This is a genomic window from Pseudomonas sp. B22129 (assembly GCF_044218875.1).
Taxonomy (GTDB): Bacteria; Pseudomonadota; Gammaproteobacteria; order Pseudomonadales; family Pseudomonadaceae; genus Aquipseudomonas.
The window spans coordinates 4,991,586-5,004,750 of record NZ_CP162592.1 but is presented as its reverse complement, the minus strand read 5'-3'; the positions used below and the strand labels follow the sequence as shown (position 1 = coordinate 5,004,750).

Sequence of the window (13,165 nt, the reverse complement as noted above, 5' to 3'; positions counted from 1 at the left end):
CGCTTTAAAGTGGAAATTACACGTTGTGATCGAATCCATCGGCAGAGGCGATAGTGATGTCAGGCGAACTGGATGGCGGCTTACTTAAAGTGTTTGTGGCGATTATCGAGTGCCAGGGTTTTTCGGCGGCGGCCGAGCGCTTGCACAAAACCCAGTCCACCGTCAGCCAGAGTTTGCAGCGCCTGGAAGAGATAGTCGGCACGCCGTTGATTCGCCGTAACAGCCGCTCCGTCGGCCTGACCGCCAGCGGCGAAACCTTCCTGATTTACGCGCGGCAGATCCTCAAGTTGCACCTTGATGCCGTCAGCGCCGCGCAATTGCCGAATGAGCAGGTGTGCATTCACCTGGGGATGCCGGAGGACTACGCTGAGTATCTGCTGGGCGGCATGCTTAAGGACTTCCAGGCGCAGTTCGCCCAGGTCCGCCCGGATATCTGCTGCGAAATGTCCACCGCGCTCGTTGGCCGTTTGAACCGTGGCGAACTGGATCTGGTTCTGGGCGTCGAGCATGCCGGTTTGCAGGCGGGAGAATTTCTGTGCGAGGAGCCTCTTGTGTGGGTTGCGGCGCCGAGCTGGAGCTGTGTGGGGCGCCAATCCGTACCGCTGGCGGTGTACGCCGAAGGCTGCGCCTTTCGCGCGAATGCCGTGCAGGCACTGGCCCAGGCCGGGCGCTCGTGGCAGGTGGTGTACACCAGCCAGAGCCCGCGGGGTATTGCGATTGCCATTGAGCAAGGCTTGTCGGTGGGGGTGATGGCGCGGCGCCTGGTGCCCGAAGGCTGGCAAGTGCTGGATGAACGCCAGGGCTTTCCGCCGATTGCCCCGGCACGCCTGATGTTCTGGCGTTCGGCCGGCTGCCAGGTGCCGGAGGTTGCGGCGTTGGTGGAGATTTTGCAGCGTCAGCTGGGGCCTTCAGGGTATCTGCACGGGCAGCGCCGCGTCAGTCGTTCGCTGAGCCATGCGCTTGAGCAATAACAGACAGGCGAGCACCCAGCCGGCAATCCAGGCGTGCACCCCGGCAAACTCGCCGCTCGCTTGCAGCAGCCAGCCGCACAACCCGTTGGCCGTGGCGCTGGCCAGGCCATAACTGACCATGCTCAGGCTCACCACTTGCAGGCTGTGCACCGGGTTCAGGCGCGCACTCAGGTAAGCCGCCATCAAGCCCCATGAGGGGAAATAGAACAGCGCGAACACGCCGGCGGCGCACCAGCTCAATAGCAGGTTGGGGTGGACGAGCAGGCCGAGCATGGCCAGACCAAACGCGCCGATGCTCAACGCCATGACCCGTAGCGCGCCCCAGCGATCCGCCAGCGTGCCCAGCAGCAGCCCGCCAATGACGCCGCCGATGCCGATCAGCGTCCACATCGAGCCGGTGACCGTCGCGCTGGCCTGCAGGCGATCGCTGACAAAGGCCGACAGGAAATTCAGAAACGGCCCACTGATGGCGCCGATAAAACCGCTGAGCAGCACAATCTGCAATGCCACCGGTTGTTCCAGGCAAAGGCGCAGCCACTGTTTGAGTACTTGATTGAACGCGGGTGGCTGGGAGGCGCGGGGCGCCTGTTCAGTCTTGGGGGCCAGCGCCCACAGGGTCAGGAGCGTCACCAGCAGTGTCAGCCCGGCGCAGATCAACCAGAACTGGCGCAATGACAAACCCTGCAACAGTGCGATCAGCAGCCCATTCAGGCAAATCGCAAAGGCGGCCCCGGAAGACGCCAGCCCCAACACCCGGCTGCGGTGGGTGGCCGGGATGACGTCTCGTGCCAACGCTGCAATGGCGTTCCAGTTCGATACCGCACAGGCCGACACCAGCGCCAGGCACAGTGCAAATGGCAGCGCCCACGGCGTGGCGACGGCCAGCCCGAGCAAAAGGGGGCTCAATACCATGGTCAACCGCACCATATTGCGCGGGCTGACCCAGGCCGCCGCGATGCCGCTGGCAATCGAAGCGCCCATGTAGAACAGCTGCAACAGCGCAGCAATCAGCGCGGCCTGGCTGTAGCTCAGCTCAAACACCTGGCGAATCTGCGGCAATAACGCCGAATACAAAAAAATACTGAAACCGTGGGTGGTGGCATTACAGGCAGTAAATACAAGTGCCAACAGGCCAATACTTCGCCGCGATGAAATAGCAGTGTTCGACATGGCGAAGTTCCAAATGATTCATGAGGGTTAGTTGTCGAGCAGACTAACTTTTAAGCGGTTTTAGCGGCCAATGCTTAATTGTCTTAGTGTGCATGCGTAATACGCGTGCTATTTATTCGTGAGCGACGTCATTCGATGGAAAACGACACTTTCGCTCCAGGGCGGACTTTTATGCCTGCGCAGAGGGCGCTACCGCTGGCTCGATACAAAAAGGTATGTTGTGTACGAAATATCCTGCTTTGTTGTGGGATGCCGTATCCCTGCCAACCGCTGTCGAGTGCCCTCCATGAAACGCAAAATGCCCGGTCTCAATGCCCTGAAAGCCTTCGAAGTCGCCGGCAGTACCGGCAGCTTTACCCGGGCTGCAGAGCTGTTGAACGTGACCCAAAGCGCGGTCAGCCGCCAGGTACGGCAGTTGGAAGAACAACTGGGGGAAAACCTGCTGGAGCGGCGCCACCACCACCTCGAACTGACCAGTGCCGGGCGGGTGTTGCTGCGGGCGTTGCATCAGTCGTTCGACAAGATCGAGCTGACGGTGCGCAGCATTCAGCAGAAAACCCACTCCAACCGGTTGCACGTCAACGCACCGCCGACCTTCACCAGCCGCTGGCTGATGCCGCGTTTGGGGCGCCTGCGCGAGGCCCACCCGGAGCTGGAGTTGAGCATCACCACCTGTCTACAGGACAGCCTGGCGCAAACCAGCACGCTGGATTGTGCGATTCGGTTCGGCAATGGGGAATGGGATGGGCTGGACAGTTCGCTGCTGATTCAGGAGCGGCACATTGCGGTGTGTGCGCCGTCGTTGTATGCCCGTGAGTGCAGTGACGGGGTGGACTTGAATCGCATGACGTTGCTGCATGTGCTGGCCAGTGAGGACCAGCGGTATCTGACCTGGAAGCACTGGCTGGACGCGGCGCGGATTCATGGCGTCGATACCCAGGGCGGGTATGAGTTTGACCTGCTGGACTTGGCGATTCGGGCGGCGACGGATGGGTTGGGGATCACGATTGCGGATTGGCATATGGTCGCGGCGGAACTGGCGAGTGGGCAGTTGACGCAGGTGTTGAATGTGCATGTGGAGGGGCATCAGTCGTATTGGCTGGTGACCCGACCGGAGCAGACGGATTCGCCGCAGTTGCAGGTGTTTGGGCGGTGGTTGCAGGAGGAGATCTGGTTGGCTCAGCGGCAGTTGGAGCCTTCTACGGCGGCGGGTTGATCGGGGGGATATCCGTTATTTGGGTGATGGCGGATATTGGTTCCGCCCTTACGGCGGGTCACTTTGAAAAGCGCAAAGTAACCCAACGCTCTTGCCCCTACACTCGGCACCTCGCCTAGGCTCGGTGTGCCCGAACGAAGGCTTGAATCCGTGGGTAACCCGGCGTCCTGCCGGGGCGCCCAAGATCAAAATCTAAAGCACGGCGGCCTGACAGCCGGCCTGAGTGGTTGAATCAAAAGCGCTGTTTTTTTCTAGAGCAGATTGCGTTCTCCCAGACGAAATGGAGATCCAATTGTGGGAGCGGGCTTGCTCGCGAATGCGGTGTGTCAGTTGATAAATTGATTGGCTGACACACCGCATTCGCGAGCAAGCCCGCTCCCACATTTTTTGACCGAGTGAGCCTCTAATCTCTGCACAAATCCGCTTCTCTGTGGGAGCTGGCTTGCCTGCGATGGCATCAACTGGTTGTAACTGAAAGACCGAGGTGCCTGTATCGCAGGCAAGCCAGCTCCCACACAGACCGCGTTTGCTTCACACCACTTAGGCCGGCTGTCAGGCCGCCGTGCTTTTGCTTTCGATCTTGCTTTTGATCCTGGGCGCCTCCCAAATCCCTGTCGGATTACGGGCACACCGAGCGTGAGCGAGGTGCCGAGTGTTGGGGCAAGAGCGTTTTGGTTACTTTGCGCTTTTGCAAAGTGACCCGCCGTAAGGGCGGAACCAATCTCAGCCATCACCCAAACAACGGATATGCCCCCAACCCTCACTAACCTTCATTTTTAGCACGTTACCCCACCCAATAAGTCGTTTGCCCAGCCCCCTAACAACGACAAAACTGCATGTCACTCGCAAAACAACAACGTTGGGCAAACCACATGCAACCCGAGCGCAATTTCTACAACGGCCAGTTCGCCGAACCCGCCAGCGACGCCCTGATCGCCGTCTACAACCCGGCCACCGAAACCCTGATCGGCCACGTCAGCGCCGCTACCCCCGACGAAGCCATCGCCGCCGTCGACGCTGCCGCCGCAGCCCAGAAAACCTGGGGCAAACTCACCAGCATCGAGCGCGCCGAACACTTGCGTGCCTTCGCCGACGCGCTGGACACCCACGCCGAAGCCATCGGCACCGCCTTGGCCCGTGAGTCGGGCAAAAGCGTCAGCGACGCCAGTAACGAAGCCCGCTACGCCGCCCAAATCACCCGCTACCACGCCGAATGGGCGCGGCGCATCGAAGGCGAAATCATCCCCAGCGACACCCCGAACGAAAACCTCTTTTTGCAACGCGAGCCCATCGGCGTTGTGGCTTGCCTGATCCCGTTCAACTACCCGGTCTACACGCTGCTGCGCAAGATCGCCCCGGCGCTGATCGCCGGCAACACCGTGGTGGTGCGCCCCAGCAACAACACGCCCTTGTCGGCGTTCGAGATCGCCAAGGCCGTGGCCGCCGCCGGGATTCCGGCCGGTGTGATCAACATCCTGACCATGGACCACGCCACCGCCGCCAGCGTCTGCACGCACAAGGCCGTCGGCTTGATTACCCTCACTGGCAGCGTCAATGCCGGGCGCATCGTGCTGGATTACTGCAAGGCCAATATCGCCAAACCGTCCCTTGAACTGGGCGGCAAGACCCCGGCGATCATTGAGGCTGATGCCGACCTGGAGCAAGCCGCCAGCGCTATTGTCGCGTCCAAGACCACCCACTGCGGCCAACTGTGCACGGCAGTGGAGCGCGTCTACGTGCACGAGGCTGTCTATGACCGGTTCCTGGCCTTGCTGAAAAGCAAAATCAGCGCCGTGAAGTTCGGTGACCGCGCCACCGACGCCAGCCTGATGGGCCCGCTGGTCAACGCCAGTTCGCAAAAAAATATCCACGCCATGGTCGAGCGCGCGGTCGCCGCCGGTGCTGTACTGGAAGCAGGCGGTGTGCTGCCTGAAGGACCGGGGCATTTCTACCCGCCGACCCTGCTCAGCGGCTGCCGCCAGGACATGGAAATCATCCAGGAAGAGATCTTCGGGCCGGTGCTGCCGGTGCTCAAGTATCGCGACATCGATGAAGCCCTGGCCATGGCCAACGACCATCAGTTCGGCCTGTCGTCGGTGCTCTACACCGAGAACTACCGCACGGCGATGAAAGTGGCGAATGCCATCGAAGCCGGCGAGTTGTACGTCAATCGCACTCCGGCGGACCCTTATCAGGGTTTCCACGCCGGCTGGAAGCGCTCAGGGCTGGGCGGTGATGACGGTAAGCACGGGATGCTTGAATTCACCCAGACCCGCCTGGTGGTCATGAAGTACTGATCCACGAATACCCGCTGCACCTTTAATAAAAACAATTATCAGGGCACCCGCGCATCGGGTGCCTGAGGTCTACACGATGTCCAAGCCTGCACCCGTTGCCCAGGTTTCCGTTGCCGTGCCCGCGGCAAACAGCGACAAAGCCAGTCGCTATTTCCAATTGCTGTTGCTGGTACTGGCCGCAGGGGCGATCTACCCGATCCTCTACCTGCGCCAGGTCTACCAGACCACCATGCTCGAAGTGTTCCACATCAACCACAGCGAGCTGGGCTACCTGTATTCGATGCTCGGCACGATCTTTCTGCTCAGCTACCTGCCCAGCGGCTGGCTGGCCGACCGTTTGCCGCCGCGCTTTCTGATCTTCTTCTCACTCGTCGCCACCGGCGCGCTGGGCATTTGGTACTCGACGGTGCCGTCGATGACCGGCCTGATGATCATCTTCGGTTGCTGGGGCCTGACCACCGGCCTGACGTTCTGGGCCTCGGTGCTCAAGCGCGTGAAGATGATTGCCCACCAAAGCGAGCAGGGCCGTTTCTTTGGCATCCTCGACGGCGGTCGCGGCCTGGTTGAAGCGCTGCTCGCCACCGTGGCCCTCGGCTTGTTTGCCTACGCCACTGAAACCCGCAGCCAGACGGCGGCTGAAGGCTTCAAGCACGTGGTGTATCTGTATTCGTTCATCTGCATCGCCATCGGTTGCGGCCTGGTGTTGCTCAAGGATCCAAAATCGCTGGAAGAAACGGTGGCGGTACAGAAGGGCAAGTTCAACCTGCTCGCCGACCTGACCACCCTGGTGAAAATTCCCGAGCTGTGGCTGGTGACGGCTATCGTGTTCTGCGGTTACCACATGTTCTGGGCCACCTACAGCTTCTCCGACTACCTGCAAGGCAGCGGCATGACTGCCGTGATGGCCGGCACCATCACCACCATCAAACTGTGGATGCGCCCGATCGGCGGCATCGGCGGCGGCTGGCTGGGGGACAAGTTTTCGAACATCTCGGTGCTGATCGTCGCCCTGGTGCTGGTGACCCTGGCGATGGTCGGGCTGATCGTGTTCCCGGCGTTCAACAGCCTGGGCCTGCTGATCGGCACGGTGATTTTCATCGGTTTGATGACCTACGCGATCCGTGGCCTGTACTGGGCAATCCTCGACAGCTGTGACATCCCGCTGCGCATTACCGGCCTGGCCATCGGCATCGTTTCGGTCGTGGGTTACCTGCCCGACACGTTCATCCCGCTGATCAACGGCTACCTGACCGACACCTACCCGGGCAAGGCCGGTTACAACCTGTATTTCGGCTACATCGCCTTCATCGGCGTGCTCGGCACCCTTGCGGCCTTGACCCTGCGCGCCCGAATCAACCGTAAAAAATTCAACCAGACAGGTGCCTGAGATGAAAATCGTCGCCCTTGAAACCCATATCGTTGCTGTCCCGCCACCGCACATCGGCGGCATGTACTGGCTGTTCGTCAAGCTCAAGACCGACTGCGGCATCGAAGGCGTCGGCGAGATCTACGCCGCCACCTTCGGCCCCAAGGCCATGCTGCCGATCATCGAGGATGTGTTCGAGCGCTACCTGCTCAACCATGACCCGCATCACATCGAGCGCTTCTTCCGCCAGGCGTACTCCAGCGGCTTCACCCAGCGCCCGGACCTGACCATGATGGGCGTGGTCAGCGGCCTGGAAATGGCCTGTTGGGACATCATCGGCAAGGCGGCGAACAAGCCGGTCTACGAGTTGCTCGGTGGCAAGGTCAACGAGCGCCTGCGTTCCTACACCTACTTGTACCCGGTCAACAGCAAGGGCGAGTACGACTATGACGACCCGGACCTGGCCGCCGAGTGCGCCATCGAGAACATGAACAAGGGCTTCACTGCCGTGAAGTTCGACCCTGCCGGCCCGTACACCGCGTACTCCGGCCATCAGATCTCGCTGGAAGTGCTGGAACGCTGCGAGACCTTCTGCCGCAAGATCCGCGAAGCGGTGGGCGACAAGTGCGACCTGCTGTTCGGCACCCATGGGCAGATGGTGCCGTCGTCGGCGATCCGCCTGGCCAAACGCCTGGAAAAATATGACCCGCTGTGGTTTGAAGAGCCCGTGCCACCGGGCCAGGAAGACGCCATGGCTCAAGTCGCGGCCAAGACCACGATCCCGATTGCGACCGGCGAGCGCCTGACCACCAAGTACGAATTCTTCAAGCTGCTGCAAGCCGGTGGCGCGTCGATCCTGCAGATGAACGTGGCGCGTTGCGGCGGGCTGCTGGAAGCCAAGAAGATCGCGAGCATGGCCGAGGCCTACTACGCGCAGATCGCGCCGCACCTGTACAACGGGCCGATTGGCGCCGCGGCGAGCTTCCAGTTGGCCACCTGCACGCCGAACTTCCTGATCCAGGAAAGCATCATGACCTGGGGCGGTTTCCATGCGGAAGTGCTGACCAAGCCGCTGCAGTGGGAGGACGGCTACATCATCCCGTCCACCGAGCCGGGCCTGGGGGTGGAGCTGAACATGGACGTGGTGCGCAAGCACACGCCGTACACTGGCGAACGCCTGCACCTGCAAATGGCGCCGACACCGGCTGACGTGAAAGACACTTCGCCCGCCAAGGGCTAATAAAACGACGGATGCGGTAACTGCAATGACCTATGACTACATCATCGCCGGCGCCGGCGCGGCGGGCTGCGTGCTCGCCAACCGGTTGTCGGCCTCGGGCGAATACTCCGTGTTGCTGCTGGAAGCCGGCGGCAAGGACAGTTCCCTGTGGTTCAAGATCCCGGTCGGTTTCGCCAAGATGTATTACAACCCGACCTTCAACTGGATGTACTACAGCCAGCCGCAAAAGCAGTTGGCGGGCCGTGAAATCTACGCGCCGCGCGGCAAGGTGCAGGGCGGCTCGGGTTCCATCAACGCGATGATCTACGTGCGTGGCCAGGCCCATGACTTCAACGACTGGGCGGCCAACGGCAACGACGGCTGGGGTTTTGCGGACGTGCTGCCGTACTTTCGCAAGCTGGAAAACCACCCGCTGGGCGACACCGAGTACCACGGCGGCAGCGGCCCCATCAGCATCACGCCGATGAAGGGCCAGACCCACCCGATCTGCGACGTGTTCCTCAAGGGTTGCGAGCAACTGGGGTATGCCCACAGCGACGACTTCAACGGCCCGAACTTCGAAGGCGCGGGCCTGTATGACGTCAACACTCGCAATGGCGAGCGCAGTTCCAGCAGCTTTGCGCACCTGCACCCGGCGTTGAAGCGTTCCAACCTGAAGGTGGAGCTGCATGCCTTGGTGGACCGTGTGCTGTTCGACGATCAGCAACGCGCCACCGGCATTGCCGTGACCCAGCATGGCGTGAGCCGCACCTTCACTGCGCGCAAGGAAGTGATCCTTTGCGCGGGTGCTGTGGACACGCCGAAGATCCTGCAACTGTCCGGCGTGGCCGACCAGAAGCTGCTGGCCGAGCACAATATTCCGTTGGTCAAGCACCTGCCGGCGGTGGGTGAAAACCTGCAAGACCACCTGTGTGCCAGCTACTACTACAAGGCCAACATCCCGACCTTGAATGATGAGCTCAGCTCACTGTTCGGCCAGCTCAAACTCGGCCTCAAATACCTGTTCACCCGCAAGGGCGCGCTGGCGATGAGCGTCAACCAGGCCGGCGGCTTCTTTCGCGGCAATGATGAGCAGACGGACCCGAACCTGCAGCTGTACTTCAACCCGCTGTCGTACCAGATCCCGAAAAACAACAAGGCCAGCCTCAAGCCCGAACCCTATTCCGGCTTCCTGCTGTGCTTCAACCCGTGCCGCCCGACCAGCCGCGGCACCATCCGCATCGCCTCGAAAAACCCGCGCGACGCGGCGCTGATCGACCCTAACTACCTGAGCACCCAGAAGGACATCGACGAGGTGATCCAGGGCAGCCGGTTGATGCGCAAGATCATGCAGGCGCCGGCGCTCAAGGGCATCACAGTGGCCGAGATCCTGCCCGGCACAGCGGTGCAGACCGACGAGCAGATGCTGCAATATTTTCGCGAAAACAGCGGCTCGATCTACCACCTGTGCGGTTCCTGCGCCATGGGCTCGGACCCGCAAGTGTCGGTGGTGGACAAGCGCTTGAAGGTGCACGGGCTGCAAGGGTTGCGCATTGTTGACGCGTCGATCTTCCCCAACGTGACCTCGGGCAATACCCATGCGGCGGTATTGATGGTAGCGGAGAAGGGCGCCGACCTGATCCTGCAGGATGCCGGTTAAGTCGCAGGAGTGAAACCTGTGGCGAGGGGGCTTGCCCCCCGTTGGGCTGCGCAGCGGCCCCAAGAAAAGTGGGAGCGCTGCGCACTCCAACGGGGGACAAGCTCCCTCGCCACAAACGATTCCCTACCAGCCTCGCAGCCGTGGCCAGTCTTGAATTGGGCCACCTTCCAGCAGCGCTTTGTAACTGCCGAACTGCGCCCCCGTCGCACAGGCATGGTTAGGCAGCACGCGCAGGCGTGTACCCAGCGGAAACTGTGCAACCACATCGATTTGGCGGGATTGGAACTGTGCCACGCCATGCTCCTGGTTGGCGCTGCTCAATAACAGCCCTTCAATCGGCAGGCCGTGTTCATCACACACCTGGCCATACCCAAAATCCTGCTTCTGAGCCTGCGTGCCCCGGTCCCGGCTCATCGCCATCCAGCCGGCATCGGTGATGATCCAGCCTTTTTCCGGTTGATGGCCGATTACCGTGGTCAGCACGCTCAAGGCCAGTTCATCAATGCCGCATACGCCGATGTTGTGCATCACCAAATCGAAAAATGCATAGACGCCAGCGCGCAGTTCGGTGACGCCCTCAAGGCTGCGTGCCGACAACGCGGTGGGCGTGGAGCCGACGCTGACCCGGGCGCAGGGCATACCGGCTGCACGAATGTGTTCGGCGGCCTCGACACAGCGTGCGCGTTCCTGCTCGGCAATGGCTTGCAAGGCTTCGGGACTATCCAGGCCGTAGCTTTCACCAGCATGGGTCAACACGCCCGCGAGGCTGTCGCCGAGCAAACGTGCGATCTCGAGCAACACCGGATCCTGCGGCTTGACCCCGGAACGGTGGCCGTCGCAATCGATCTCGATCAGCACCGCAAAGGTTTCGCCATGTTCATGGCCGAAATCGACGATGGCCCGGGCACCTGCGAGGCTGTCGGTGATCAGCGTCAACCCGCATCCGCTGCGGCGCAATGCCAGGGCCTGGGGCAATTTGTGCGGGGCCATCGCCACGGCATAGAGAATATCGGTAATGCCTTGGGCGAAAAAATACTCGGCTTCTTTCAGCGTCGACACCGTGATGCCCTGGGCGCCTGCGGCGATTTGCGCAGCCACCACTTCAGCACATTTATGGGTTTTGACATGGGGGCGCAGTGTCACGCCCAGGTGGTCGGCGCGTTGTTGCATGCGCGCGATATTGCGCTGCATTTTCACCACATCAAGCAGTGCGGCAGGGGTGTCCATGGTTAAAGCTCCACAATGAGGGACAGTGCCGAAATTGACGCCCTGTCCATGACTGGATATGTTGTCTTGCATGAAAAAGACCTCGACCGAAGACACTCATCTGATAGGCCAGCTCGAACAGATTGCTGAAGGCTTGAGCAAAACCTTCAGCCCGTTCTGCGAAGTGGTGCTGCACGATTTGCGCGACCCGCAGCACGCGATCCTGGCGATCCATAACAACCTCTCCGGGCGCCAACCCGGTGAGCCGGCCACTGCGCTGGGCCTGGCGCGCATTGCGGATCCGGAATACGCCCAGGTCATCGCCAATTACCAGAACCAGTTCAGCGACGGGCGCCAGGTCAAGAGCACCTCGATCGGCATCAAGGGGCACAGCGGTGAATACATCGCAGCCTTGTGCATGAACGTCGACCTGTCATTGTTCCGTGGCTTGCAAGGCATGCTGGAGCAGTTCGGTTCGCTCAGCGGCGACAACCCCAACGACTCCCTCGACCCCTCCGGCGCCGACGCAATTCGCGCGCGTATCGACAAGTTCGCCGCTCGCCTGGCCACCACGCCGCGTGCGTTGAAGACGGCGGACCGTCGCGTGTTGATGCAAGAGCTCAAAGAGTCGGGCTGCCTGGACATTCGCCGGGCCATGGAGACCGTGGCCTCGCACCTCGGTGTGTCGCGCGCGGCGGTCTACACCTACGCCAAATAACGCGCCACGGCTTCGATCTCCACCAGATACCCGTGATGCAATTCCGGCACCGGCACCACCGCGCGGGCAGGGCGGTGTTCGCCCAGCGCGGCGGCGTACACGCGGTCGAACTCCGGCCAGTGCCTGACCCCGGCCACATACACCGTGACTTTCACCAGATCCGCAGGCGAGCCGCCCGCAGCCTTCAGAATGGCCAGCAGATTCTCCAGCGCCACTTGTGTCTGCTCGGCAAAGCAAGCGGTGAGGTTATGGCGCCCGTCCGGGCTGACCGGCAACTGCCCGGAGATGTACAGGGTATCGCCGTGGCGTACGGCCTGGGCGTAATGCCCGGCGGGTTGTGCGGCAGCGGGCGTGTGGATGATGTTCATGACGCCTCGCTGAGCAGGGCGGCGTATTTCAGGATATCCACGTTGCCGCCGGTGACGATAATGCCCACGCGCTGCCCCTTGAACCGCTCGCCCATTTGGCGCAATGCCGCCAGGCCCAGGCAGCCGGTGGGCTCAACCACCATTTTCATGCGTTGCATAAAGAACTTCATTGAAGCCACCAACTCGGCATCCGACACCGTGAGGATGTCGTTCACCTGGTCACGAATGATCGGGAACGTATGGTTGCCCAGGTGCTGGGTCTGCGCGCCGTCGGCAATGGTCGCCGGGGTATCGATGTGCACGATGCTGCCGCTCTGGAACGAACGCTGGCCGTCATTGCCGGCTTCGGGTTCGACGCCGAACAGGTGGCAATCCGGCGACAGTGCCCGGGTCGACAACGCAGTACCCGAGAGCATGCCACCCCCGCCCAGGCCGACGAACAGGGCGTCCAGCGGACCGGTGAACTCCAGCAATTCCTTGGCGGCCGTGCCTTGGCCGGCGAGGATGTGCGGGTGATCGTAAGGCGGGATCAGCGTCATGCCGCGCTCAACCGCCAGGGTGCGGCCGATCTGTTCACGGTCCTCGGTGAAACGGTCATACAGCACCACGCTGGCGCCGTAGCCACGGGTGGCCGCAACCTTGGCCGCAGGCGCATCGGTGGGCATCACGATGGTGGCTGGCATGCCCAGCAGGTTGGCTGCCAGGGCGATGCCTTGCGCGTGGTTGCCCGAGGAAAACGCTACCACCCCGGCCTTGCGCTGTTGCTCGTCAAACCGCGACAGGGCGTTGAACGCCCCGCGAAATTTGAAAGAACCGGTGCGTTGCAGGTTCTCGCACTTGATAAACACCTGGGCGCCGGTTTCGGCATCCAGCGTGCGCGAGGTGAACACGGGCGTCTGATGGGCGAAGCCCTCCAGGCGCTGAGCGGCATCGATGACGTCTGAGTAGCTGGGCGATTGCATGGGGCGGGCCTC

Annotated in this window: 11 protein-coding genes; 7 read left to right on the top strand and 4 right to left on the bottom strand. The window is 61.7% G+C overall.

Annotated elements, in window-relative coordinates:
- Nucleotides 1-56: 56 nt before the first annotated feature.
- Entirely contained in the window at nt 57-971 is a 915-nt protein-coding gene (locus tag AB4P94_RS23020; RefSeq protein WP_395607615.1) for a LysR family transcriptional regulator, read from the top strand.
- Here the strand turns inward: AB4P94_RS23020 and AB4P94_RS23015 are convergent.
- On the bottom strand, nt 909-2,141 hold the full coding sequence (locus tag AB4P94_RS23015; protein ID WP_395607614.1) for an MFS transporter: 1,233 nt from the start codon (nt 2,139-2,141) through the stop codon (nt 909-911). The genes AB4P94_RS23020 and AB4P94_RS23015 overlap by 63 nt on opposite strands.
- Nucleotides 2,142-2,427: 286 nt before the next feature.
- Here AB4P94_RS23015 and AB4P94_RS23010 point away from each other — a divergent pair, with 286 nt between their 5' ends.
- From AB4P94_RS23010 to AB4P94_RS22990, 5 genes are all read left to right on the top strand, one after another.
- Nucleotides 2,428-3,357: a LysR substrate-binding domain-containing protein gene (locus AB4P94_RS23010; RefSeq protein ID WP_031320499.1), complete on the top strand. Its 930-nt coding sequence runs from the start codon at nt 2,428-2,430 to the stop codon at nt 3,355-3,357.
- Between the two features lie 872 nt (nt 3,358-4,229).
- Entirely contained in the window at nt 4,230-5,654 is a 1,425-nt protein-coding gene (gene aldA / locus AB4P94_RS23005; protein WP_395611378.1) for an aldehyde dehydrogenase, read from the top strand.
- A 76-nt stretch (nt 5,655-5,730) separates the two neighbouring features.
- Complete coding sequence (locus tag AB4P94_RS23000) at nt 5,731-7,041, top strand: nitrate/nitrite transporter (protein WP_395607613.1); 1,311 nt, start codon at nt 5,731-5,733, stop codon at nt 7,039-7,041.
- 1 nt (nt 7,042) lies between these two features.
- Nucleotides 7,043-8,260, top strand: a complete 1,218-nt coding sequence (locus AB4P94_RS22995; protein ID WP_177046347.1) for a mandelate racemase/muconate lactonizing enzyme family protein — start codon at nt 7,043-7,045, stop codon at nt 8,258-8,260.
- 25 nt (nt 8,261-8,285) lie between these two features.
- Nucleotides 8,286-9,899: a GMC family oxidoreductase gene (locus tag AB4P94_RS22990; protein ID WP_395607612.1), complete on the top strand. Its 1,614-nt coding sequence runs from the start codon at nt 8,286-8,288 to the stop codon at nt 9,897-9,899.
- Between the two features lie 123 nt (nt 9,900-10,022).
- Here AB4P94_RS22990 and AB4P94_RS22985 read toward each other — a convergent pair whose 3' ends face one another.
- Nucleotides 10,023-11,126, bottom strand: a complete 1,104-nt coding sequence (locus AB4P94_RS22985) for a DSD1 family PLP-dependent enzyme (RefSeq protein WP_395607611.1) — start codon at nt 11,124-11,126, stop codon at nt 10,023-10,025.
- Nucleotides 11,127-11,196: 70 nt separating this feature from the next.
- Between AB4P94_RS22985 and AB4P94_RS22980 the strand changes: the two genes are divergently transcribed.
- Entirely contained in the window at nt 11,197-11,823 is a 627-nt protein-coding gene (locus tag AB4P94_RS22980; protein ID WP_395607610.1) for a transcriptional regulator, read from the top strand.
- Here AB4P94_RS22980 and AB4P94_RS22975 read toward each other — a convergent pair.
- The gene (locus tag AB4P94_RS22975) at nt 11,811-12,191 is read right to left on the bottom strand and encodes a RidA family protein (RefSeq protein WP_395607609.1); all 381 of its coding nucleotides are present in this window, start codon (nt 12,189-12,191) and stop codon (nt 11,811-11,813) included. The two genes, AB4P94_RS22980 and AB4P94_RS22975, sit on opposite strands and share 13 nt — an antisense overlap.
- A complete protein-coding gene (locus tag AB4P94_RS22970) occupies nt 12,188-13,153 on the bottom strand; it encodes a threo-3-hydroxy-L-aspartate ammonia-lyase (RefSeq protein WP_395607608.1) in 966 nt (321 codons plus the stop codon). The genes AB4P94_RS22975 and AB4P94_RS22970 overlap by 4 nt, the downstream gene beginning before the upstream one ends.
- Nucleotides 13,154-13,165: the final 12 nt, after the last annotated feature.